Source organism: Micromonospora sp. WMMD558 (genome assembly GCF_049315255.1).
Classification (GTDB): domain Bacteria; phylum Actinomycetota; class Actinomycetes; order Mycobacteriales; family Micromonosporaceae; genus Micromonospora.
Genome location: NZ_CP186061.1, coordinates 4982911 through 5004362, shown reverse-complemented (window position 1 = coordinate 5004362; position 21452 = coordinate 4982911). Strand labels below are relative to the sequence as shown.

Here is a 21452-nt window from a genome sequence, read left to right as displayed (position 1 = left end):
GTCGGCAAGCGTCCCCGGGATGGTAGCAACACCCGCTCGACGCCGCCGGGAGCCGAGTCGCCCGCCCGGCGAGGGCGTGGGGTGGCGGTACCGGCGTACCGGCGTAGGGTGGGACGCAGAGATTTGACCACAAGCGTCGGTTCCCGGCGCGGTGCGGGTGTCGACGAGGAGTGGGGCTCAGCTGGTGACTGCTGCCGACGTCAGGGGTCAGGACCCGGGCGACGGGCGGATCTCCACGCCGAATGCCGCACGGGCTCCGGCGTGGCCCGCCGACACCCGGGCTCGTCCCATCCGCGCCCGTCCGGCACTCGCGCCCGACCCCGCCCCCGTCGCACCCGAGTGGTCCGAGGTCGTCGAGCACGTCCGGGAGGGCCTCGTCGTCTGCGACGCCGACGGCGTCGTGCGGCACGTCAGCCCGGTCGCGCAGCGGCTGCTCCCCGAGGTGATGGCTGGTGCGTCCCTCGCCGTTCCCGGGCTCCTCTCCGGCGACTTCACCCACCACGGCCGCCGCCTGCGGTCCCGGCGGGTGGCGCTGTCGTCCGGCCGCTCCTGCTGGTACGTCGAGGATGTGACCGAAACCCTCGCCCGCGCCGACGCCCTGCTCGCGGAGCGGGCCCGGTCGGCGTTCCTCGCGGTGGTCGGCGAGAAGCTCGGCAACCCCCTGCACCCCGACCGCGCCGCCGCGGCGGTCGTCCGGCTCGCCGTGCCCACCCTCGGGGAGGTGGCGGTCCTGGCGCTGGCCCCCCGTGCCGGACGGGTCCGCTGGTGGCGCGCCTCGCGGGCCGACGACGAGACACCCACGGTCGACAGCGGTGCCCTCCCCGCGACCCACCTGCCGCCGGCCGTCGTTCAGGGGCTCGAGGGCACCGAGCCGCACGCGGTGGACTGGCTCGTCGAGCAGGCCGTCGACGCGGGCTGGCTGCCCGGCCCCGCCTCGACCGACATGTGCGCCCGGGTGGTGCCGTTGCCCGGCCGGGACGCGCCGGCCGGGGTGCTGCTGGTCGTCCGGTGGGCGGCCCGGTGGTACGAGGACGCCGACGTGGACCTGGTCCGGGCGTTCGCCGCGCGGGCCGGGGCGGCGTTGACGACCGCGCTGCTCTACCGCGACCAGGCCGAGGTCGCCGACACCCTCCAGGCCAGCCTGCTGCCGGTGGAGCCGGCCGCGGCCACCGGCGTCCAGTGGGGCACCGCGTACCGCCCGGCGCAGGCCGGGCTGCGCATCGGTGGCGACTTCTACGGCTCGCACCGGCTGCCCGACGGCGGGTCGGTCTTCTTCCTCGGCGACGTGTCCGGCAAGGGCGTCGAGGCGGCCGTGTTCACCGGCCAGCTACGCCAGTGCCTCCACGCGCTGCACCGGGTCGAGACGCACCCGGGGCGGCTGCTCAAGCTGCTCAACGACGCCCTGTTGGAGACCACCCAGGCGCACGACCGGGGGCGGTTCGCGACCATGGTGCTCGGGGTGCTCCGCCCGTGCCGGGACGGCGGCCTGACGCTGACGCTGGCCGGCGGCGGTCACCTGCCGCCGCTGGTCCTGCGCAACTCCGGCGAGGTCGAGCAGGTGCCGCTGCGCGGGATGCTGGTCGGCGTCGTCCCGGACCCGCGCATCGGCGAGCAGACGGTCCACCTCGACGCGGGCGAGACCTGCCTGCTCTACAGCGACGGCGTGACCGAGGCCCGGGGCGGGCGCCACGGGCACGAGCAGTTCGGCACCGACCGGCTCGTCACCGCCGTCACGGGGTGCCAGCGCATGCCGGCGCCGGCCCTGGCCGAACGGGTCGAACAGGTCACCTGTGACTGGCTGGCCGACGGGGACCACGACGACATCGCCGTGCTCGCGCTCCGCGCGACCGGCCCGGCCGGGCGTACGCCCCGGCACCTGCACGCCGTGCCCGACCAGGCGGCGACGGACGAGGAGAGGGAGGCGCGCGGGTGACCGCCTCGACCACCGCGGCCGGCCCGGCCGCCGCCTGGTCCCGCTATCTGCACTGCCTCGCCGAGGCCGACGAGTACGCCGCCGTCGAGGTGGCGACCCGCCTGCTCGACGACGGGCTGTCCGCCGAGCGGGTGCTGCTCGATCTGGTCGCCCCCGCCCAGGCCGAGGTGGGGGACCGCTGGGCCCGCAACGAGTGGAGCGTGGCGCAGGAGCACGCCGCCACCCACATCAGCGAGCGGGTGGTGGCGGCCGTCGCCGCGTACGCCGGTTCGCGCCCGACCCGCGGTCGGATCGTCGTCGCGTGCATGGACGGCGAGTGGCACGCGTTGCCGCCCCGGCTGGTCGCGGAGGTGCTGCGCCTGCGCGGCTGGCAGGTCACCTTCCTCGGCGCGAGCGTGCCGGCGGCGCACCTGGTGTCGTACCTGCACCGGCACGACGCGCACGCCGTCGCGCTGGCCTGTGCGCTGCCGATGCGGCTGCCGCAGGCGCACCGCATGATCGAGGCGTGCCGCCGCTCCGACGTTCCCGTGGTCGTCGGCGGGCGGGGCTTCGGCGCCGACGGGCGGTGGGCGCGTCGGCTCGGGGTCGCCTGGGCGCCGGACGCGCCGTCGGCGGCGGACCTGGTCGCCGACGAGCGGGCGCTGCGGCGGACCCCGCCGGCGGAGCTGTCCCACCTTGCCGACGACGAGTACGCGAGCCTCGTCAAGCGGCGCGGGGAGCTGGTCGACTCGGCGCTGGCGGACCTGCGGGAGCGGACGCCGGCGACCCGGGACTACACGCCCGCCCAGGTGGACTCGACGGTCAGCGACCTCGGGTACGTGGTCGATTTCCTGGCCGCCGCGCTCTACGTCGACGACGGCACGCTCTTCACCGAGTTCGTGGACTGGCTCGTCGACATCCTCGCCAGCCGGGGCGTGCCGGCGCCCGCGGTGGGGCTGACGCTGACGCACTACGCAGAGTCGCTGCGGGATTTCCCGCGGGCGGCACGCTTCCTCGACGCGGGTCGCAAGGTCGTCGCCGCGCGGTAGATCACGCCGGCTGCTGCGCGGGCACCTGTGCGTATACTTGCCCCGCTGCAAATGTCCACGGTCGACCGAGGGAGACCACCGTGACGTTCTCCGTCACGTACGCCGAACGCGACGGGGACACGACCCGCGTGTGGCTCTCCGGCGAGCTCGACCTGAGCACCGCCGGCGAGCTCAACGCGGTGCTGGACCGGCTGTCCGAGGCGGGCGTGCACCGGTTCCTGGTCGACCTCAGCGACCTGGCCTTCTGCGACTCCACCGGGATCGCCGCCTTCGTCCGCGCCGACAACCGCGCGGCCGCCCGTGGCGGCTGGCTGCGGCTCACCGGCGCCACCGGGCGGGTGCACCGGGTGCTGCAGGTCACCGGTCTGGCCGAGGTGCTGCGACACGACTCGGACACCGGCAACCCGGGTGTGACGGTTGATCCCTCGATCGGCTAGATTTCCCCGCCAGCACGGTGACCGCCAGGTCCCCGCTCCACCGACACGAAGCAGGTAACGATGGGTCCAGAGAGCCCGAATCCGGTGCGTATCCTGGTGGTGGACGACGACCCTGGTGACGTGCTCATGATCGAGGAGGCGCTCGCCGACTCGGACGTCGAGAAGGTCATCGACGTGGTCGGCGACGGCCAGGAGGCGATGGAGTTCCTGCGGCGCACCGGCCGGCACACCGAGGCCCGGCGGCCGGACGTGATCCTGCTCGATCTGAACATGCCGCGAATGGACGGGCGGCAGGTGCTGGGCCAGGTCAAGGGTGACGCGGACCTGCGGACCATCCCGATCGTCGTGCTCACCACCTCCAACGCCGACACGGACATTCTCGGCAGCTACACCCTCCAGGCCAACGCGTACGTGACGAAGCCGATCGACCTGGACGACTTCAACGACGTGGTGCGTCGCATCGACGAGTTCTTCGGCCGGGTGGTCGTGCTGCCCAAGCGGCCCTGACGCTCCTCGGGTGGCTCGGCGCATTGTCCACGCCGGGCCGCCGGCCGGCACCCCACGACGCGCCGAGGCGCACCGGCAGCTCGCATGCTGAACATTTTTCCCGAACCCCCTCGGCGGCCGTCCGCAGCGCCGAGGATCAAGGGCGGGGGAAGACGTACCAGCTGCCTGGGGGGCGACAGTATGAGGTTCTCCGTCGTTGAGCTCGGCTACGACCAGCGGCAGGTGGATTACTGCCTGGATGAGCTCGGTATCCGGTTGATGCGGCTCGCGGTGCGGGCCGAGGGCGCCGGGGGGACCGGACGGGAGTGGGACGAGATCCGCGAGGAGGCGGCGGGTCTGTGCGGCCTGCTCCAGCGACTCGACATCGGCGACGGGACCCGCCGGTTCGGCAACGCGGTCGAGCGGGAGGCCGCCGAACTGCTCGCCCGGGCGCGGTACGAGCTCGACGCCGCCCGGGAGGAGGCCCGGCAGGTGCGCGAGCGGGTGTACGAGGAGGCGGTGCAGGCGCGCCGCGAGTTCGAGGCGGCGCTGCACGCCCGCCGCCGGCGCGAGGCCCGGGTGGACGAGATCCTCGGTGGGGTGGCCGCGGAGCCGGTCCCGGCGGACACGCCGACCGCCGCCGCGGCGACCCCGGGCAACCGGGGCCGGCTCTTCGGCCGCGCGGCCCGCTGAGACGCGCCACCGCCACGGGGCGGCGGCCCGGCGGACGGCCCGCCGGTGCCTGACCGCCCCGATCCCGCCCGGCGAGCGCGGCGAGGTGCCGCCCCGCGCCGGGCGCCGACGGTCAGGTGAGCGCGTCGACGATGGTGGTGGCGCGCATCTCGTGCTGGGCGTACGCGTCCGGGAAGGCGGAGACCTGCACGGCCTGGGCGGCACCGGCGACGCTCATCGCCTGCCAGCCGGGGATCTCCAGCAGCGCCTCGTAGAAGGCCCGCGCGGCGTACGACGGGCGCATGAGCTGCGCGACGGTGCCCCAGCCGCTGCTGGGCCGCTGCTGGAACAGCCCGACGGAGTCGTGGTCCCAGCCGGTGGCCTGGTAGGGGTGGTTGAACGAGTCGGGCACCCCGCCGTTGGCGTAGTTGAGCAGGGTGCTCTCCTGCATCGCGGTGGCGATGGCGACGACCAGGGCCCGGCGGGGCATCTTCATGTCGACGCCCACGTCGACAATGATCTTGGCGTTGTCCATCTGCATCTGGGTCAGGCCCGCCACCGGGCGCGGCCGGGCCGGCTTGGTGGGCTTCGGCTTTTTCGGCGCCTTCTTCTTGGTGGCCGAGGGGGAGGGCTTGGGCTTGGGCGTCGGGCTCGCGCTGGTCGGTACGGGGGAGGCGGCCCGGTCCAGCGAGCGGGAGGCGCGCTCGTCGGCGGCGGCCCGGTCGGCCACCGCCTCGGCGACCGGGGTCCGGTCGGTCTCGGCGAGGCCCCGCGTGCCGGTGACGGCGACCACGCCGAGGCAGCAGGTCACACCGGTGGCGAGGGCGATGCGTACGGGGGTCGACGCGAGCAGCGCCCGTCGGCCGCGGCTGGGCGCCTCGGTGGCGCGATGCCGGCCGATCGTCCGTTCGGCTGAGGCGGCATCGGCGGACCGGTCATCCGGTCGCGTCTCGGTCGTCTTCTGGTCGAAGGTGTCGTCGGGGTGCACCCGCCGAGGCTAGAAAGCGGATCGTGGGTTGCCACCGGCACCCTTTGGTGGCATGCGTCACAATTCGCGGCAATGGCCTGGGCGAAGAGTGTGAGGCGACCAGCAATGCCACTTTCCGGCCCTGTCTGCCATGTCGGATATGAGGCCGACAACGGCTAGGAAGGGCACGAAAGATGGATCTTGGGCACCGTGGGAGGGGTGCGGCACACCCATCGGCCGAACGGTGGACCATCCATCAGGCGTACGGGCTACGGATCGCCGGTCGGACGTGCCGGCGAGCCGGAGTCAGTGCCGGCCGTTCTCCGCCGGAGTCACCGTCAGCCGGTGCCGGCTACCGTCCCCGGACGAGAACGGCCAGAGCCGATCCGCGTGCTCGACCAGCTCGTCCAGCTGCTTGCGGGTGAGCCCGGCGGACGAGATGGAGGCGTGCACGTCGGCCAGGTACCGTCCCTCGCCGTCGCGACCGAGCTTCGCCTCCGCCCGTACCTGCACGGTGTGCGCCTCGTCGGTGATGTCCCCGGCCGCCTCGACCGCCGCGTGGTGCAGGCAGGAGGCGAAGGCGGCGGCGAGCAGCTGCGAGGGTGTCAGCCCCGTACAGTGCTGTGCCAGTGGAGACGCCAGGGCGGTGGATAGACTGCCGTCCTCGGTGCGGACATGGCCGCCCTCCGCGGTCGCGGCGGCCGTCTCGTCGAGCCAGGAACTGTGGTGCGACATCGCGTTCCTCCCGTCACTCACCGGCCCGGCTACCCGGCGCCCGGCCGGTGAAACCGCACCGGACCGTGACGGCGCAGGTCAGCCCCGGTGCCACTCGGGAACGGGCGCCGCCTCGGTCGCCTCGGCCGCCGCCTGCTCCGTCCAGCGGGACACCGGCGCCGTCCGCTGTCGGGGCGGCACCGGCTGCCGCATCGGCACGTAGACGCGGGCGTCGACGGCCTCGGCGAGCAGCAGCGCGGCCATCAGGCTGGTCGGCCGGCGCTCCGGATCGTCGGACAGGCAGCGGGCGCACAGGTCCGCGACCTCCGGCGGCAGGCCCGCGATCTCCGGCAGGGGCGCGGGCGGCTGCCGTCGCCGTACCCCGAACAGCTCGGTGGCCGTCCCGGCGGGGTACGGCAGGTGCCCGGCCAGGCAGTAGTAGAGGAGGACGCCGACGGCGTACATGTCGGCGGCCGGCGTGGCGGGCTCCCGGTCGAGCTGCTCCGGGGCCAGGTACGCCGGCGTACCCAGCACGATGCCGTCCGGCACCTCGTCGGGGACGCCGGAGGGCGTGGCGATGCCGAAGTCCAGCACCTTGACCCCGGACGGGGTGAGCATCACGTTCGCCGGCTTGATGTCGCGGTGCACGATGCCGTGCGCGTGCGCCGCGGCGAGGGCCGCGCTCACCTCCGCGCAGACCCGTACCGCGATCCGCCAGTCGAGCGGCCCCGCCCGCAGGTGGACGGCGAGCGTCTCGCCCTCCGCCAGCTCCATCACGATGTACGGCACCTGCCGCTGCGACGAGGACGAGGCGGTGCCGAAGTCGTGGACGCTGGCCACGTTGGGGTGGACCAGGCGGGCGGCGGAGCGTGCCTCCGCGCGGATGCGCTCCACCGACGCGTCCTCCCGGCCCTCGCGGGCCGGCGCGATCAGCTTGACGGCGACCGGACGGTCGAGCACCTCGTCGTGGGCCGACCAGACCTCCGACATCCCGCCGACGCCGATGCGCTGTTCGAGCCGGTACCGCCCGTCCAGCGTCCTCATCGACCGCTCCTCTGCTCCTGTCCGACCTGCTTCGGGGTGCCGGTACCCGGGCTCCGATCAGGGCAAACCGCCGCGGGATCGGCCGGCGTCGGTCCCGGGTGCGGTAGCTTGCGAGCCGAGAGGCGTGTACCGATGGAGGCGGGATGAGCGACGTGACCGTACGCTTCGTCGGCGGGCCGGCCCACGACGTGATCCGCGCGCTGCCGGCCGACCCGGACGGCGCCCCGCCGGCCCGCTGGGTCCTGCGCCACCCCGACGGCGGTGGCCCGACGGTCACCGGAGCCCCGGACCACCTCTACGAGCGGGACCGGCCGGACGGGTCCGGGACCTGGACGATGCGGTTCGTCCACACCTACCCGGTGGGGATGTCCGAGTAGGCGCGCACAGCGCGGACACAGGAAACGCACACACGCGGCACAGCGGACCCGCCCACGATGGGGGTCATGGTGACCAACGAGCAGGTCGGCCCGGTCCGGGTGGAGCTGCGCCGTCCCGACGGGCAGCCCGTCCGCGTCCTGGTGGTCGACGACGAGGCGACCCTGACCGACCTGCTGTCGATGGCGCTGCGCTACGAGGGCTGGCAGGTGCGTACCGCGGGCGACGGCATGGCGGCGTTGAGCGCCGCCCGCCAGTTCCAGCCGGACGCGGTGATCCTCGACGTGATGCTGCCCGACCTGGACGGCTTCGCGGTGCTGCGCCGGCTGCGGGAGGTGTACCCGACCGTGCCGGTGCTCTTCCTGACCGCGCGGGACGCCGTCGAGGAGCGGATCGCCGGGCTGACCGTCGGCGGCGACGACTACGTGACCAAGCCGTTCAGCCTGGAGGAGGTCATCGCCCGCCTGCGGGCGCTGCTGCGCCGCTCCGGCTTCGCGGTCGCCGCCCGCGCGGAGGCGGTGCTCACCGTCGGGGACCTCACCCTCGACGAGGACAGCCACGAGGTGCGCCGGGACGGCCAGTTGATCACCCTGACAGCGACCGAGTTCGAACTGCTGCGGTACCTGATGCGCAACCCGCGCCGGGTGCTCAGCAAGGCGCAGATCCTCGACCGGGTGTGGAACTACGACTTCGGCGGCCAGGCCAACGTCGTCGAGCTGTACATCTCGTACCTGCGAAAGAAGATCGACGCCGGTCGCAAGCCGATGATCCACACCCTGCGCGGCGCGGGCTATGTCCTCAAGCCCGCCGAGTGAGCGCGCGGGCCGGCTGCGCCGGTGGCTGGCCGGCTGGTCGCTGCGCACCCGGCTGGTGGTCATCCTGCTCGCCCTGCTCGCCGTGGTCAGCGTCGCCATCGGCGGCATCACGACGGTGGCGCTGCGGCACTTCCTGATCGAGCAGGTGGACGACCAGCTCACTCTCGACGATCGCCGTCCGGGCGGGCCGCCGGCCTGGTTCGGTACCGACCGGTGGCGGCAGCCCGGGCAGCAACCCGGCACCGGGCCGGAGCCGCCACCCACCTTCCGGCCGGGCTCGGTGGCGGCGCGCGTCGTCGGTGACGACCTCACCGCCGCGCGGATCCGAACCGAGGCCGGCACCGTCGAGACCGTTCCGGTCGCCGAGGTCTCCGCGTTGGCGCGGGTGCCCGCCGACGGGCGGCCGCACACCGTCGACCTGGGCGACCGGGGGGAGTACCGGGCGGTGGCCCGCGAGATCACCGACGTGACCGTGCTGGTCTTCGCGATCCCCCTCGCCGAGGTGCGGGAGACAGTCATGTGGATGGTCGCCGCGCAGGCCGCCGTCGCCGGGGCCGGACTGCTCGTCGCGGGCGCCGCCGGCGCGCTCATCGTCCGGCGTACCCTGCGCCCGCTGCGGCGGGTCGCCGCCACCGCCGGCCGGGTCAGTGAGCTGCCCCTCGACCGGGGGGAGGTGGCCCTGTCGGTCCGGGTGCCGGACGCCGACACCGACCCGCGCACCGAGGTCGGGCAGGTCGGCGCCGCACTCAACCGCATGCTCGGGCACGTCGCCGCCGCGCTCGCCGCCCGGCAGGCCAGCGAGACCCGGGTACGCCAGTTCGTCGCCGACGCGAGCCACGAGCTGCGTACCCCGCTCGCCGCCATCCGGGGGTACGCCGAGGTGGCCCGACGTGGCCGGGACCGGGTACCGCCGGACGTGGCGCACGCCCTGCGCCGGGTGGAGTCGGAGAGCACCCGGATGACCAGCCTCGTCGACGACCTGCTCCTGCTCGCCCGGCTCGACTCGGGCCGGCCCCTCGCGGTCGAGCCGGTGGACCTCTCCGCCCTCGTGGTGGACGCGGTCAGCGACGCGCACGTCGCCGGGCCGGAGCACCGGTGGCAGCTCGACCTGCCGGACCAGGCGGTCCGGGTGCCGGGCGACCCGGCCCGGCTGCACCAGGTGCTGGCCAACCTGCTGGCCAACGCCCGGGTGCACACCCCGGCGGGCACCACCGTCACCACCGCCCTGGCCGTCGAGCCGGACGCCGCGGTGCTCCGGGTCACCGACGACGGTCCCGGCATCCCCGCCGACCTGCGCTCCGACGTCTTCGAACGGTTCGCGCGCGGCGACAGCTCCCGGTCCCGGGCGCACGGCAGCACCGGCCTCGGCCTGGCCATCGTCGCCGCGGTGGTCGCGGCGCACCACGGCGCCGTGTCGGTGCAGAGCCGGCCGGGCCGGACGGTGTTCACCGTGCGGCTGCCCCATCCCACCGCTGACGGATAGCCGGCACCCGGGGCCGGGACGTCGGCACGGTCGGCGTCCCGGCCCGACCGGCGGCGGGTCAGGCGGTTGTCGTCGGGCGGGCCCTGCGCAGCCCGAACAGGGCGACCAGGGCGAGGAGGATGATGGCGACGGAGTACTCGTTCGCGGTCTGCGGCAGCCCGCCGGCGTGGACCACCAGGTAGCCGGCGACGACGGTGGGCAGGCCGAACCCGACGTAGCAGACGATGTAGAGCAGGGAGAGCACGCTGCCGCGGTCGTGCGCCTCCACCAGCGGCATGACCGTCTTGAGGCTGCCCTGGAAGCCGGCGCCGAAGCCCACACCGCCGAACGCGAGACCGACGAAGAAGCCGGGGACGGACTCCATCATGACCGACACCAGCGTGATGACCATGCCCAGGATGAGAGCGCCGATTCCGGTGAGCATCACGGTCTGCGGGGCGGCGTTGCGCAGCAGCAGGACGGTGATCGACCCGACGAGGCCGAAGACGAAGAGGAGCAGGCCGGCAACCACGATCGAGGTGTTCATCAGGGCGCGTACGAGCGCCGGGCCGAGCGCCCCGAAGAAGCCGGCCAGCGCCCAGACGGCGAAGACCACCGGCAGGACGCCCAGTACCCGTCCGCGTACGGCGCGGGGCAGCCTGATCTCCGGCCGCAGACTCCGCAGCGCTCCCGCCATCGGCGTGACCGTCTCCCGCATCAGCAGGATGCCGACGCCCTGGATCAGCAGGACCACGAGCAGGACGACGTACACGAGTCGCGTCGGCGCGGGCAGGTACCGGATGAGCAGCGCCGAGAGCAGGGCGCCGGTGCCGGTGCCGATGCCGGGGGCGATCGCGTTCGCGAGCGTGCCGCGGGAGCGGTCGATGTCGAGCATGGCGGCGCCGACGGCGCCGGTGGCGGCCCCGGCCGCGAGCCCCTGCACGACGCGGGCGGCCAGCAGCGCGGCTACGCCGCCGGCGAGGATGAAGATGACCAGCGCGACCATCTGGACCGCGATCGCGACGAGCAGGACCGGCCGCCGCCCGACATGGTCGGACAGCTTGCCGAACGTGAGCAGGGTCGCCAGCACCGCGACGGCGTAGACGGCGAACACCACCGTCGTCGTGATCGGCGAGAAGTGCCAGCGCTCCTGGTAGGTCCCGTAGAGGGGGGTCGGGGCGGCCGACGCGGCGAGGAAGGACACGAGCACCGAGGCGAGCAGGAACAGGGAGACGTTCGGCGACAGGCGCCCCGATCCGGGGATCCCCATCCGGCTGACCTCCTGAGCGGCGAGCGGCGGCCGTGCCTAGTCGGCCAACACCTCGGCGAGGACCTCGACGACCCGCTCCGCGTGGCGGCCGTCGGGGTCCTCGTCGGCGTTGAAGTCCGCGAGGCTCATCCCGAGCAGGCGACCCGACCGCACCATCGGCCTGATCAGGGCGGCGACGTCCGGCCAGTCCAGCCCACCCGGCTCCGGGTAGGTGACGGCCGGCAGCACCAGCGGGTCGAGCACGTCCAGGTCGAGGTGCAGCCAGGCCGGCCCGGCGCCGTCGGCGGCCAGGTCCCGGCCCGCGGCCGCGGCGGCCTCCCCGCGCAGCCGGTCCGCCGTCACGACGTGGATCGCCGGGTCGAGCCGGGCCGCCTCCCGCACCCCGGCGGGCTCGTGGGACGGCCGGTAGCCGAGCACGTGCACCTGGTCCGGGTCGACCAGCGGCCCCTCCCGGTCGAGCACGCCGGCCGGGCCGTGGTCGGTGACCAGCGACAGGTCCATGTCCGCCGCCTCCCCGGTGAGGGAGGTGATGCCGTCGTAGAAGTCGAGGTGCCCGTCGAGGAACCACAGCGTGAACCCCGACGGCAGCCCCTGGAGGACGCCCGGCAGGATCGCGCAGTCACCCCCGACGACCAGCGGCACGTGGCCGGCGTCGGTCAGCTCGGTCACCCGGGCCGCGATCGCCCGCCCCGCCCGGCGTACCTGGTCGGCGCCCACCATCCCGGTCTCCGGGTCGCGGACCGGGTCGGTGATCACCGTGTCGATCGCGCCCACGTCCCGCGCGTCCAGCCGGTCGACCAGACCGGCCGCGCGTAGGGCGACCGGTGCCCGCCGTTCGCCCCGCCCCCGGCCGGAGGAGTCGAGCGGCGCGTCCACCACCGACCATCGCACAGCTTCCGAGGCTAGTCGGGCGTGGCAGGCTGGGGGCGTGTACCGGGAACGTCCCGCCGGAATCGCCGGCGCCGTGCTCTGGACCAGCACCGTACCGGCCGGGGCGGCGCCCACCCGGGTGCTGCCCGACGGCTGCGTCGACCTCCTCTGGTCCAGCCGGGCCGGGTTGCTGGTGGCCGGCCCGGACCGCACCGCCTTCGTCAGCGTGAACCCGCCGGGGGAGCGGTGGGTGGGGCTGCGGCTGCCACCGGGCGCCGGGCCGGCCGTCCTCGGCGTACCGGCGGTGGAGTTGCGGGACCGGCGCGTTCCCGTCGCCGCGCTCTGGGGCGACCGGGCCGCCGCGCGGCTCGCGGCCCGGGCCGGCGAGTCCCCGGCTCGGGCACTGGTCGAGGCGGCCGCCGCCCGGCTGCGCGAGGCGGGTGGCCCCGACCCGCTCGCCGCGCGGGTGACCGCCGCGCTGGGCGCCGGCGCCACGGTCGGCGCGGTCGCCGCCGCGGCCGGGCTCGACCCGCGCGCCCTGCACCGCCGGTCCCGGCGCCTCTTCGGGTACGGCCCGAAGACCCTGGCCCGGATCCTGCGGTTGCAGCGGGCGCTGGCCCTGGCGCGTGCCGGCACGCCGCTGGCCGAGGTGGCGGCCCGAACGGGGTACGCCGACCAGGCCCACTTCAACCGGGACGTCCGGGACCTGGCCGGGGTGCCGCCGACCGCGCTGCTCTGACGGGCTGGGCCGGCGCGGCCCGGCATGTTCGCGTGGAACGGGTTCCGGGCCCCCAGGACAGGCTCTTCCTGTATCGACCTTGCCAGCTCCTGGCGTGACCCCTGAGCCCCTCGGGTCGCGCAATGGCCGCAGTCGGGCGGGCGACGACCTCGCCCGACAGCCGCTGTCCGGGCGGGAAGGCGGCTGTCGGGCGCGCGTCGGTGGATCAGCGCTGCGGGCTGGGTGACGGGATGGGTGCGGTGGGCCACGAGGTGGGCCTGCCGGGCGGCGGGAACGCGGGGCTCGTGGACGGAACGGCGGCGGTTGGCGTCGGCGGTGGCACGCTGGCCGCCGGGGTGGGCGGGGCGGTTGGCGCCGGCGGGCGCGGGGCGGCCGGCCGCGGCGCGTCCCCGCCGGTCGCGGCGACGGCGAGCGGCGCGGCGATGAGCACGGCGGCGAGGGTCCCCGCCACGCCGAGCGCCGCGGTGGCGCGTCGGCGGTTCCGGGCCCGGCGTTCCGCCGGGATCAACTGGTCCTGCACTGTGGGTGCCTCCTCGGCCAGGTCGGAGAGGGTGGCGCGGATGAGATCCTCGATCGGCGTGGTCACGGCCGTACCTCCAGGAGTTCGACGTCCGGCAGGAGCTGCCGCAGCCGGCTCACCGCCCGGTGGGTACGGCTGCGTACCGTGCCGACGGTGCAGCCCAGCGCCTCGGCCACCTGGGTCTCGGTGAGGTCCTCGTAGTAGCGCAGGACCACCACCGTGCGCTGGGCCGGCGGCAGGTGACGCAGTGCCGCCCGCATCGCCAGGCGTACGTCGGTGCCGCCGCTCGGGTCTTGCTGGACCGCCTCGTCGGCCCCGGTGAGCGCGATCTCCCGCCGTCGGCGCAGCCGCCGCCACCAGCTCACCTGCTCCCGGTACATGACCGTGCGCAGGTACCCCTCCGGGTCGGCGTGCCGCAGCGTCCGCCACTTCGGAATGGTCCTGGCCAGCGCCGACTGGAACAGGTCCTCGGCGGCGTGCCGGTCGCCGGTGAGCAGGTACGCGACCCGCATCAGCGCCGGCGTACGGCTGGCCACGAACTCCGCCAGCCGGGCCCGGTCGTCCTCGTCCACGCACCCTCCCGCACTTCTCTGTCACCGATACAGACGCCCCAGCTCAGGCCAGCTATCCATAGCCCGGCAACGGATTTCGCCGCTCCAGTAACAGACATGGCGAGACTCGTCTCACCCTCCCGTCCCGACACCACTCATGGGCTAACCGGGCAGGGGTGCGAACAGGTCCACGCCGTTGCCGTCCGGGTCGTGCAGCACCGCGTACCGCTGTCCCCAGAAGGTGTCCCACGGCTTGCGGTGGCCGTGGTACCCGGCTTCGGTGAGCTCGGCGTACCAGCGGTCGACCTCCGTGGGGTCGGCGCAGCGGAAGGCGAGGTTCATCCGGGGGCTGCCGGTGGGCGGTGTCCAGTCCGGGTCGAACGAGCGGATGGTGTCGACGGTGTCCCAGGCGAGTCGGACACCGCCGGGCAGGGTCACCTCCACGTGCGGCTCGGACTCCGCGCCGGGCGGGATGTCGAGGCCGAGCCGGCGGTAGAAGTCCAGGGTGCGGGCCATGTCGGTGACGGCCGTGCCGATCAGGTCGAAGCGAGGTGTCATGCCGGCCACGGTAGGGCCCGCGGCGCCGCCCGGTCTTGGACGGATCGGACACCGGGTGCCCGGTCTCGCCCTCGCCGGGGCGTCTTTCCGCGTACTGTGACCGACAAGTCAGGCGTACCGGGTCAAATCCCTCAGGAGGATGCTCCGGTGCGCCGAGGGTCGATACGGAAGGAGCGGTCGGTGAACCATCTGGCGTACCTGGACGCGGGTTCCGGCAGCCTGATCGTGCAGGCGGTGGTCGGCGGCGTGGCCGGCGTCGCGGTGGCGGCCAAGCTCTACTGGCGGCGCCTGGTGGACCGGTTCCGCAAGCAGCCCACCGACCAGCACTGACCGGCATGGCGTACCCCGACACCGGCCTGCGGGCCGAGCCGGCGTCCTTCCGCGACCCGGCGAACCGCGTCTACCACCACGGCGACGAGGTGCTGCGGGTGCTGGACGAGCGGGCCGCCGCCGAGTGGCGGGCGCTCGCCGCCAGCGACTTCTTCCCCGCCCTGCTCGCCGAGGGCAGGGTGTGCGGCACCGAGCCCGTCGAGACCGTACCCGTGCCGCAGGGCTGGGCGGCCGTGCTGCGCCACGAGCGCATCCCGTTCGTCTCCCACCCGTACGAGTGGTCGCACGCCATGCTGCGCGACGCGGCCCTGCTGCACCTGGAGATCCTGCGTGCGGCGCTGCCGGCCGGCTTCACCACCAAGGACGGGTCCGCCTACAACCTCCAGTGGCGCGGCGCGCAGCCGGTCTTCATCGACGTCGGCTCGTTCACGCCGGCCCGAGACGGCGAACCGTGGGCCGGCTACCGCCAGTTCTGCCAGACGCTGCTCTACCCGCTGATGCTCGGCGCCCACCTCGGGCTGGACTTCCAGCCGTGGCTGCGGTCCCGGGTCGACGGCATCGAGCCGGACGAGATGCGCCGCCTCTTCGCCGGCCGACACCGGCTGCGGCCCGGCGTGTTCGCCCACGTGCACCTGCACGACGCGATGCGGCGCCGCAACGCCCGGGCCAGCACGGCCGACGTCCGCACCCAGTTGCGCGCCGCCGGCTACTCGCGGGAGCTGGCCCTGGCCACCGTACGCGGACTCGAACGCCTGGTCGGCCGCCTGGACCGGCAGCCGCCCGCCAGCCACTGGATCGACTACCAGCGCACCTGCGGCTACAGCGCCGCCGACCGGGCGGCCAAGGAGAGCTTCGTCGCCGGGTCGCTGGCCGCCGGGCCCCGCGCCCGCCTCGCGCTCGACCTCGGCGCCAACGACGGGCGCTACGCCCGCCTCGCCGCCGACCACGCCGACTACGTCGTCGCCGCCGAACAGGACCCGGCGGTGGTGGACCGGCTGTACCGGGCGCTGCGGGCCGAGGGGGAGCGGCGCATCCTGCCGCTGGTGATGGACCTTGCCGACCCGTCCCCGGGCGGGGGCTGGCGGGGCGTCGAGCGGGCCGCCTTCGCCGACCGGGCACGGGCCGACGCGGTGCTCGCCCTGGCCGTGGTCCACCACCTGGCGATCGGGCGCAACGTGCCCCTGCCCGAGGTGGTGGACTGGCTCGCCGGCTTCGGCGTGCCCGGCGCCCGGCTCGTCGTGGAGTTCGTACACCCGGAGGACCCGATGGCCGGCCGCCTGCTGGCGAACAAGCCGGACGGGCTGTTCCCCGACTACCGGCGGGACGAGTTCGAGCGGCTGCTCGGGGCCCGTTGCCGCATCGAGAACCGCCTCGACCTGCCCTCGGGCACCCGGACGCTCTACCGGGCGGTCGTGGGTGGCTGACCCGGCCACCCCGCCCGATCCACCGGGCCGGCGGGCCGTACGGCTCCGGGCCGGCTGGCGGGCGGAGCGCGGCCGGCTGCTGGAGATCACCGCCCTGGTCGGGCTCGCGGTCACCCAGCCGCTGCTGGACGTCCTGGGCCGCAGCCCGGACTTCTTCCTGTTCCACCGCGCCGACCGGGGTGAGATCCTGCTGCTGGTGGCGCTGGTCGCACTGGTACCCACGCTCGCGGTGGGGCTGCTCGGCGCGGTGTCCCGGCTCGCCGGAGCACGCGTCCGGGCGGCGACGCACACCACCCTCGTCGGCCTGCTGGTCGCGGCGCTGGCGGTGCAGGTCGGCCGGTCCGTCACCACGCTGCGGGGCACGTCGCTGCTGCTCGTCGCCGTCGCGGCCGGTGCCGGCGGCGCGGTGGCCCACCGGCGCTGGCGGGGACCCGGGCGGGTGCTACGCGTGGCGGCGGTGGGTCCGCCGATCTTCGTCGGGCTGTTCCTGCTCGCCTCGCCGACGTCGGCGGTGGTCCTGCCACGTGGCGAGGGCGGGGCCGCCGGGGTCGCCAACGGGGGCCGCCACCCGCCGGTGGTGATGCTGATCCTCGACGAGCTGCCCCTGGTCTCCCTGCTCGGCCCCGACGGGCGGGTGGACGCCGCCCGGTTCCCGCACTTCGCGGAGCTGGCCGCCGGGTCGACCTTCTACCGCAACGCGACCGGCGTGAGCGGCTGGACGCCGTACGCGATGCCGGCGATGCTGTCCGGGCGCTACCCGACGACCGGTGCCGCGCCGCACTACTCCCAGCACCCGGACAACCTGTTCACCGCCTTCGGCGGCCTGTACGACATCCGCGCCGAGGAGAGCATCACCCGGCTCTGCCCACCCAGCCGCTGCGAGCGCCGCGTGACACCGGAGCAGGGGATCGGTGTGCTCGTCCGGGAGAGCGCGGAGCTGCTGGCCCGCCTCGCCGCGCCCGTCGACAGCCGGGTCGACCCCCAGGACTCCTACCGCGAGCGCACCGCCGCCGAGGCGGGCGTCGACGCGGCCGAGCCGGTGCCCACCGACCCGAAGTTCCGGTGGGACCGGCTGAACGCCAACCAGCCGGCCCGGTTCACCAGCTTCCTCGCCGGCCTGAAGCCGTCGGCCACGCCGACGCTGCACTTCCTGCACCTGCTGATGCCGCACTCGCCGTGGGCGTACCTGCCCTCCGGGATGCGCTACGAGGCGCCCGAGGACTTCCCGAACGTGGGGGAGGGCTGGATCGAGCTGGCCCGGCAGCGCCACCTGGCCCAGCTCGGCTACACCGACCGGCTGATCGGCGAGACGCTGCGCACGCTGCGGGCCACCGGCCTGTACGACCAGGCGCTGCTGGTGGTGACCGCCGACCACGGGGTCAGCTTCACGAGGGGCGCGCAGGGGCGGGGCATGGACGCGATCCGGGCCGCCGTCGACGAGGTCGCCTGGGTGCCGCTGTTCGTCAAGTCGCCGGGGCAGCGCGCCGGTCGCGTCGACGACCGGAACTGGCAGCACGTCGACCTGCTGCCCACCGTCGCCGACGAGGCCGGGATCCGGGTGCCGTGGCCGGTCGACGGCCGCTCCGCCCGGCAGGCGCCGCGGGACGACCCGGGCAAGCTCTTCTACGACCGGCCCGCCCAGGGCACCCCCATCTCCGGCGGGGTGCCGGCCGCGCCGCCGCCACCCTCCCCGCACCCGCTGATCGGTACCCCGGTGGGGAACCCGCCGACGGCCGGCTCGGCCCGCGTCGGCGACCTCGCCGCGTTCCGGGACGTGGACCCGGACGCCGGGCGGCTGCCCGCGCTGGTCTGGGGCGACCTGCCCGACTCCGTGCCCGACGGCACGCCGCTGGCCGTCGCGGTCAACGGCCGGGTCGCCGCGGTCGTGCCGGTGGTTCCCCGGGACGCCGGCGGTCGCCGGTTCGCGGCCCTGGTCGCCGACGACCGGCTGTTCCAGGTCGGGGCGAACCGCCTCGACCTCCTCCTCGTCGCCGCCGACGGTACGCTGGCCCGCCTCGCGCTCTCCTGACCCGCGCCGGCCCGACCGGGGTTTCCCAGCCGGCTGGTCGGGAATCGGGTGACGCATACCTCACCGGAGAACCACCGCGGGCGGTGTCCCGCGAACCGCGAATACGGTAGAAGCGAAGGCAATTCAGCGAAGATCTGCCGGCGAAGCGAGGAACCACATGACGGAAGTCAAGCTCGATCACCCCGGTGGGCAGCTCTCGATGCCGGTGCACCCCGCGGTCGAGGGCCCCTCCGGAATGCGCGTGGGCAATCTGCTCAAGGAAACCGGGCTGACGACGTACGATCCCGGTTTCGTGAACACGGCAGCGTGCTCCTCCGCGATCACCTACATCGACGGCGACGCGGGGATCCTGCGTTACCGCGGCTACCCGATCGAGCAGCTGGCCGAGAAGTCCTCCTTCCTGGAGGTCTCGTACCTGCTGATCTACGGCGAGCTGCCCACCCAGCAGCAGCTCACCGAGTTCTCCGAGCGGATCCGGCGGCACTCCCTGCTGCACGAGGAGATGCGTCGGTTCTTCGACGGCTTCCCCCGCGACGCGCACCCGATGGCCGTGCTCTCCTCGGCGGTCAGCGCGATCTCGACCTTCTACCAGGACAGCCTCGACCCGTTCGACGCCTCCCACGTGGAGATGTCGACGGTCCGGCTGATGGCGAAGGTGCCGACCATCGCGTCGTACGCGTACAAGAAGTCGATCGGCCAGCCGCTGCTGTACCCGGACAACTCCCTCGGGTACGTGGAGAACTTCCTCCGGATGACCTTCGGCGTGCCGGCCGAGCCGTACGAGGTCGACCCGGTCGTGGCGAAGGTGCTGGACCAGCTGTTCATCCTGCACGCCGACCACGAGCAGAACTGCTCCACGTCGACCGTCCGGTTGGTCGGTTCCAGCAACGCCAACCTCTTCGCCTCGGTCTCGGCCGGCGTGAACGCGCTCTTCGGCCCGCTGCACGGCGGCGCCAACCAGGCCGTGCTGGAGATGCTGGAGCGCATCCACGCCGACGGCGGTGACGTCCGCGCCTTCGTACAGAAGGTCAAGGCCAAGGAGGCCGGCGTCAAGCTGATGGGCTTCGGCCACCGGGTCTACAAGAACTACGACCCGCGCGCCGCGATCGTGAAGAAGGCCGCCCAGGACGTGCTCGGCCGGATGGCCAAGCCGGACCCGCTGCTGGACATCGCGATGGAGCTGGAGGAGATCGCGCTCGCCGACGACTTCTTCGTCTCCCGCCGGCTCTACCCGAACGTGGACTTCTACACCGGCCTGATCTACAAGGCCATGGGCTTCCCGACCAAGATGTTCACGGTGCTCTTCGCGCTGGGCCGGCTCCCGGGCTGGATCGCCCAGTGGCGCGAGATGATCAACGACCCGGAGACCAAGATCGGCCGCCCGCGGCAGGTCTACACCGGCTCCCCCGAGCGCGACTACACCCCATCCAACGAGCGCTGAGGTGCAAGGAAGGGCCCCTTCTTAACGCCTCAGGTAGAGGAAGGGTCCCTTCTTAACATCGGTGCCGCACGAAGGCCGCCGACCTGGAGTCCGGGTCGGCGGCCTTCGTCGTCCGCGCCGATGGGCAGGTGTTAACAGGGGGCCCTTCCTCTACCCCAGGCGTTAAGAGGGGGCCCTTCCTTTCACCGCAGGGCGGGGGTGGTTAGGAGGTTGCCGGAGGGGAGGGGCGGCGGGGTGTGGCCGTGGGTCATGCGGTGGGCCGCCCTCGCCGTGGCGAAGGTGGGGGCTTCCGTGATCGCTGCGGCGTACGTCGAGGCGGTGCGGGCGGCTATCTGGGGCCAGCCGTACTGGTCGTGGACCATCTGGCGGGCGCGGCGGGCGAGTTGGCGGGCGTGGTCGCGGTCGGACAGCAGGGCGTGCACGGCGTCGGTCAGGCCGTCCGGGTCCTGCGGGCGGAAGGTCATCCCGGTGACGCCCGGCTCGACGATCTCGGCGAGCCCGCCGGTCGCGGACACGGCGAGGGGCGCCCCGGCGGCGGCGCCCTCCAGGGCCACCATCCCGAACGGCTCGTAGATGCTCGGCACCGCGAAGCAGTCCGACGCCGCCATCACCGCCGGCAGGTCGGTGCCGCCGAGGAAGCCGGGCAGGCTGACCGTGTCGCCGAGGCCGAGCCGTCGCACCTCCGCCTCCAGTTCCCCGCGGTACGGGCCGTCGCCGACGATCACCGCCCGCAGTCCGGGGTGCCGGTCGCACAGCCGGGGGAGGCCGGCGAGGAGGTGCTGGACGCCCTTCTCGTACACCAGCCGGCCGGCGAAGGTGACCAGCGGGCCGTCCCCGGCGAAGCGGGCCCGGGCGCGGGCCACCGCGGCGGCCGGCGCCCGCCAGCGGCGCGGCTCCACGCCGTTGGGCACCACGTCGACGCGGGCGGTCGGCACCCGGAACAGGGTGGTGACCTCCGAGCGCATGTAGCCCGAGCAGGCGATGACCCGGCCAGACTCGGTGGCCAGCCACTGTTCGACACCGTGGATGGTGCGGTTCATCTCCTCGGGCAGCCAGCCCTGGTGCCGGCCCGCCTCGGTGGCGTGGATGGTGCTGACCAGTGGGATGTCCAGGTGCTCGCGCAGGGTCATCGCGGTGTGCGCGACGAGCCAGTCGTGGGCGTGGATGACGTCGTACCCGCCGGTCTCGGCGGCGCGCAGGGCGGCCCGGGTGAGGGTGTGGTTGAACGCCATCGTCCAGGCCAGCAGCGAGCCGGTGGCGAGGGGGAAGGTGACGGGGTCCTCGGCGGCGCGGACGATGCGGACGCCGTCGGCGTACTCCTCCAGGGGTGCGCCGTCGGCGTGGCGGGTGACGACGGTGACCTCGTGGCCGGCGGCGGCGAGGGCGACGGACAGGGCGTGGACGTGCCGGCCGAGGCCGCCGACGAGCACCGGCGGGTACTCCCACGACAGCATCAGGATCCGGCGGGGCTGCGGGGGGACGCCCGGGGCCGGCTGGGCCGGGACCTGGGTACGGGAGGTGAGGGTGGGCCGGTGGATCCGGTCCGGGGCGGTGGCGAGCGGCTCGCCGACCCGCAGGGTGGTCACATCAATCTCCGTCCATGCATGGTGGGTCGCGCCGGCGCCGGTGCCGGCAGAGAAGGTGGTGGGGTCGGCCGAGAGGCCGGGCGGAGGCGCGCACCCGCGCGCCCTATCCAAGAAAGCGCATGCGGGCCGATTCCGCACCCGGGAGAAGGGCGACCGTGACGGAAGACACCTGAAGGTTTACCAGGGGTCAGTAGGGTGGAT

Annotated in this window: 21 protein-coding genes and 2 pseudogenes; 14 read left to right on the top strand and 9 right to left on the bottom strand. The window is 74.3% G+C overall.

Going from position 1 to position 21452, the window contains the following annotated elements; genetic code table 11:
- Nucleotides 1–184: 184 nt before the first annotated feature.
- The 5 genes from ACN26Y_RS23805 (at nucleotide 185) to ACN26Y_RS23785 (ending at nucleotide 4577) form a co-directional block, all read left to right on the top strand.
- Nucleotides 185–1933, top strand: a complete 1749-nt coding sequence (locus ACN26Y_RS23805; protein ID WP_422733555.1) for a PP2C family protein-serine/threonine phosphatase — start codon at nucleotides 185–187, stop codon at nucleotides 1931–1933.
- Nucleotides 1930–2961 carry a cobalamin B12-binding domain-containing protein gene (locus ACN26Y_RS23800; RefSeq protein WP_155332415.1) on the top strand — a complete coding sequence of 344 codons (1032 nt, stop codon included), beginning with the start codon at nucleotides 1930–1932 and terminating at the stop codon, nucleotides 2959–2961. The genes ACN26Y_RS23805 and ACN26Y_RS23800 overlap by 4 nt, the downstream gene beginning before the upstream one ends.
- A gap of 80 nt (nucleotides 2962–3041) precedes the next feature.
- Nucleotides 3042–3398, top strand: coding sequence for an STAS domain-containing protein (locus tag ACN26Y_RS23795; protein WP_155332414.1), 357 nt, complete (start codon nucleotides 3042–3044; stop codon nucleotides 3396–3398).
- Nucleotides 3399–3458: 60 nt separating this feature from the next.
- The gene (locus tag ACN26Y_RS23790) at nucleotides 3459–3905 is read left to right on the top strand and encodes a response regulator (protein ID WP_155332413.1); all 447 of its coding nucleotides are present in this window, start codon (nucleotides 3459–3461) and stop codon (nucleotides 3903–3905) included.
- Nucleotides 3906–4085: 180 nt separating this feature from the next.
- Nucleotides 4086–4577, top strand: a complete 492-nt coding sequence (locus ACN26Y_RS23785) for an ATPase (RefSeq protein WP_155332412.1) — start codon at nucleotides 4086–4088, stop codon at nucleotides 4575–4577.
- Nucleotides 4578–4689: 112 nt separating this feature from the next.
- On the opposite strand, the gene ACN26Y_RS23780 is transcribed toward ACN26Y_RS23785, so the two are convergent.
- The 3 genes from ACN26Y_RS23780 to ACN26Y_RS23770 form a co-directional block, all read right to left on the bottom strand.
- Nucleotides 4690–5544 (bottom strand): hypothetical protein, encoded by an 855-nt coding sequence (locus ACN26Y_RS23780; protein WP_155332411.1) that lies wholly within the window; start codon nucleotides 5542–5544, stop codon nucleotides 4690–4692.
- A 285-nt stretch (nucleotides 5545–5829) separates the two neighbouring features.
- The gene (locus ACN26Y_RS23775; RefSeq protein WP_155332410.1) at nucleotides 5830–6258 is read right to left on the bottom strand and encodes an OsmC family protein; all 429 of its coding nucleotides are present in this window, start codon (nucleotides 6256–6258) and stop codon (nucleotides 5830–5832) included.
- Between the two features lie 78 nt (nucleotides 6259–6336).
- A complete protein-coding gene (locus ACN26Y_RS23770; RefSeq protein WP_155332409.1) occupies nucleotides 6337–7281 on the bottom strand; it encodes a serine/threonine-protein kinase in 945 nt (314 codons plus the stop codon).
- A gap of 143 nt (nucleotides 7282–7424) precedes the next feature.
- Between ACN26Y_RS23770 and ACN26Y_RS23765 the strand changes: the two genes are divergently transcribed.
- From ACN26Y_RS23765 to ACN26Y_RS23750, 4 genes and pseudogenes are all read left to right on the top strand, one after another.
- On the top strand, nucleotides 7425–7658 hold the full coding sequence (locus ACN26Y_RS23765; protein WP_155332408.1) for a hypothetical protein: 234 nt from the start codon (nucleotides 7425–7427) through the stop codon (nucleotides 7656–7658).
- Nucleotides 7659–7724: 66 nt separating this feature from the next.
- Nucleotides 7725–8471: a response regulator transcription factor gene (locus tag ACN26Y_RS23760; RefSeq protein WP_155332407.1), complete on the top strand. Its 747-nt coding sequence runs from the start codon at nucleotides 7725–7727 to the stop codon at nucleotides 8469–8471.
- Nucleotides 8449–8640 (top strand): annotated as a pseudogene (locus tag ACN26Y_RS23755) (two-component sensor histidine kinase); the annotation flags it as partial. The gene ACN26Y_RS23760 and the pseudogene ACN26Y_RS23755, both read left to right, overlap by 23 nt.
- Before the next feature lie 234 nt (nucleotides 8641–8874).
- A pseudogene (locus ACN26Y_RS23750) lies at nucleotides 8875–9954 on the top strand (HAMP domain-containing sensor histidine kinase); the annotation flags it as partial.
- 58 nt (nucleotides 9955–10012) lie between these two features.
- On the opposite strand, the gene ACN26Y_RS23745 reads toward ACN26Y_RS23750, so the two are convergent.
- Together ACN26Y_RS23745 and ACN26Y_RS23740 are read right to left on the bottom strand one after the other, a co-directional pair.
- A complete protein-coding gene (locus ACN26Y_RS23745) occupies nucleotides 10013–11203 on the bottom strand; it encodes an MFS transporter (RefSeq protein WP_155332405.1) in 1191 nt (396 codons plus the stop codon).
- 36 nt (nucleotides 11204–11239) lie between these two features.
- A complete protein-coding gene (locus tag ACN26Y_RS23740) occupies nucleotides 11240–12094 on the bottom strand; it encodes an arginase family protein (protein WP_196255677.1) in 855 nt (284 codons plus the stop codon).
- Between the two features lie 37 nt (nucleotides 12095–12131).
- Here ACN26Y_RS23740 and ACN26Y_RS23735 point away from each other — a divergent pair, with 37 nt between their 5' ends.
- Nucleotides 12132–12812 (top strand): helix-turn-helix domain-containing protein, encoded by a 681-nt coding sequence (locus ACN26Y_RS23735; protein WP_422733554.1) that lies wholly within the window; start codon nucleotides 12132–12134, stop codon nucleotides 12810–12812.
- A gap of 205 nt (nucleotides 12813–13017) precedes the next feature.
- Here ACN26Y_RS23735 and ACN26Y_RS23730 read toward each other — a convergent pair whose 3' ends face one another.
- The 3 genes from ACN26Y_RS23730 to ACN26Y_RS23720 form a co-directional block, all read right to left on the bottom strand.
- A complete protein-coding gene (locus ACN26Y_RS23730) occupies nucleotides 13018–13398 on the bottom strand; it encodes a hypothetical protein (protein WP_155332402.1) in 381 nt (126 codons plus the stop codon).
- Nucleotides 13395–13904: a SigE family RNA polymerase sigma factor gene (locus ACN26Y_RS23725; protein WP_155332401.1), complete on the bottom strand. Its 510-nt coding sequence runs from the start codon at nucleotides 13902–13904 to the stop codon at nucleotides 13395–13397. Before ACN26Y_RS23725 ends, ACN26Y_RS23730 begins: the two co-directional genes overlap by 4 nt.
- A 141-nt stretch (nucleotides 13905–14045) precedes the next feature.
- The gene (locus ACN26Y_RS23720) at nucleotides 14046–14441 is read right to left on the bottom strand and encodes a VOC family protein (RefSeq protein WP_422733553.1); all 396 of its coding nucleotides are present in this window, start codon (nucleotides 14439–14441) and stop codon (nucleotides 14046–14048) included.
- A gap of 180 nt (nucleotides 14442–14621) precedes the next feature.
- Between ACN26Y_RS23720 and ACN26Y_RS23715 the strand changes: the two genes are divergently transcribed.
- The 4 genes from ACN26Y_RS23715 to ACN26Y_RS23700 all read left to right on the top strand — a co-directional run bounded on the left by ACN26Y_RS23715 (nucleotide 14622) and on the right by ACN26Y_RS23700 (nucleotide 19665).
- The gene (locus tag ACN26Y_RS23715; RefSeq protein ID WP_168003842.1) at nucleotides 14622–14771 is read left to right on the top strand and encodes a hypothetical protein; all 150 of its coding nucleotides are present in this window, start codon (nucleotides 14622–14624) and stop codon (nucleotides 14769–14771) included.
- 5 nt (nucleotides 14772–14776) lie between these two features.
- Nucleotides 14777–16195, top strand: coding sequence for a methyltransferase (locus ACN26Y_RS23710; RefSeq protein ID WP_155332399.1), 1419 nt, complete (start codon nucleotides 14777–14779; stop codon nucleotides 16193–16195).
- Nucleotides 16188–18224 (top strand): sulfatase-like hydrolase/transferase, encoded by a 2037-nt coding sequence (locus tag ACN26Y_RS23705; RefSeq protein ID WP_422733552.1) that lies wholly within the window; start codon nucleotides 16188–16190, stop codon nucleotides 18222–18224. Before ACN26Y_RS23710 ends, ACN26Y_RS23705 begins: the two co-directional genes overlap by 8 nt.
- Before the next feature lie 157 nt (nucleotides 18225–18381).
- Entirely contained in the window at nucleotides 18382–19665 is a 1284-nt protein-coding gene (locus ACN26Y_RS23700; RefSeq protein ID WP_155332397.1) for a citrate synthase, read from the top strand.
- A 182-nt stretch (nucleotides 19666–19847) separates the two neighbouring features.
- Here ACN26Y_RS23700 and ACN26Y_RS23695 read toward each other — a convergent pair whose 3' ends face one another.
- Nucleotides 19848–21251 (bottom strand): glycosyltransferase family 4 protein, encoded by a 1404-nt coding sequence (locus ACN26Y_RS23695; RefSeq protein WP_422733551.1) that lies wholly within the window; start codon nucleotides 21249–21251, stop codon nucleotides 19848–19850.
- Nucleotides 21252–21452: the final 201 nt, after the last annotated feature.

What these genes read in the sequence shown, in the direction of transcription:
- ACN26Y_RS23785 (WP_155332412.1), top strand. Translation starts at nt 4,086, where the DNA reads ATGAGGTTCTCCGTCGTTGAGCTCGGCTACGACCAGCGGCAGGTGGAT.
- ACN26Y_RS23775 (WP_155332410.1), bottom strand. Translation starts at nt 6,258, where the DNA reads ATGTCGCACCACAGTTCCTGGCTCGACGAGACGGCCGCCGCGACCGCG.
- ACN26Y_RS23700 (WP_155332397.1), top strand. Translation starts at nt 18,382, where the DNA reads ATGACGGAAGTCAAGCTCGATCACCCCGGTGGGCAGCTCTCGATGCCG.
- ACN26Y_RS23720 (WP_422733553.1), bottom strand. Translation starts at nt 14,441, where the DNA reads ATGACACCTCGCTTCGACCTGATCGGCACGGCCGTCACCGACATGGCC.
- ACN26Y_RS23760 (WP_155332407.1), top strand. Translation starts at nt 7,725, where the DNA reads ATGGTGACCAACGAGCAGGTCGGCCCGGTCCGGGTGGAGCTGCGCCGT.
- ACN26Y_RS23765 (WP_155332408.1), top strand. Translation starts at nt 7,425, where the DNA reads ATGAGCGACGTGACCGTACGCTTCGTCGGCGGGCCGGCCCACGACGTG.
- ACN26Y_RS23710 (WP_155332399.1), top strand. Translation starts at nt 14,777, where the DNA reads ATGGCGTACCCCGACACCGGCCTGCGGGCCGAGCCGGCGTCCTTCCGC.
- ACN26Y_RS23790 (WP_155332413.1), top strand. Translation starts at nt 3,459, where the DNA reads ATGGGTCCAGAGAGCCCGAATCCGGTGCGTATCCTGGTGGTGGACGAC.
- ACN26Y_RS23770 (WP_155332409.1), bottom strand. Translation starts at nt 7,281, where the DNA reads ATGAGGACGCTGGACGGGCGGTACCGGCTCGAACAGCGCATCGGCGTC.
- ACN26Y_RS23745 (WP_155332405.1), bottom strand. Translation starts at nt 11,203, where the DNA reads ATGGGGATCCCCGGATCGGGGCGCCTGTCGCCGAACGTCTCCCTGTTC.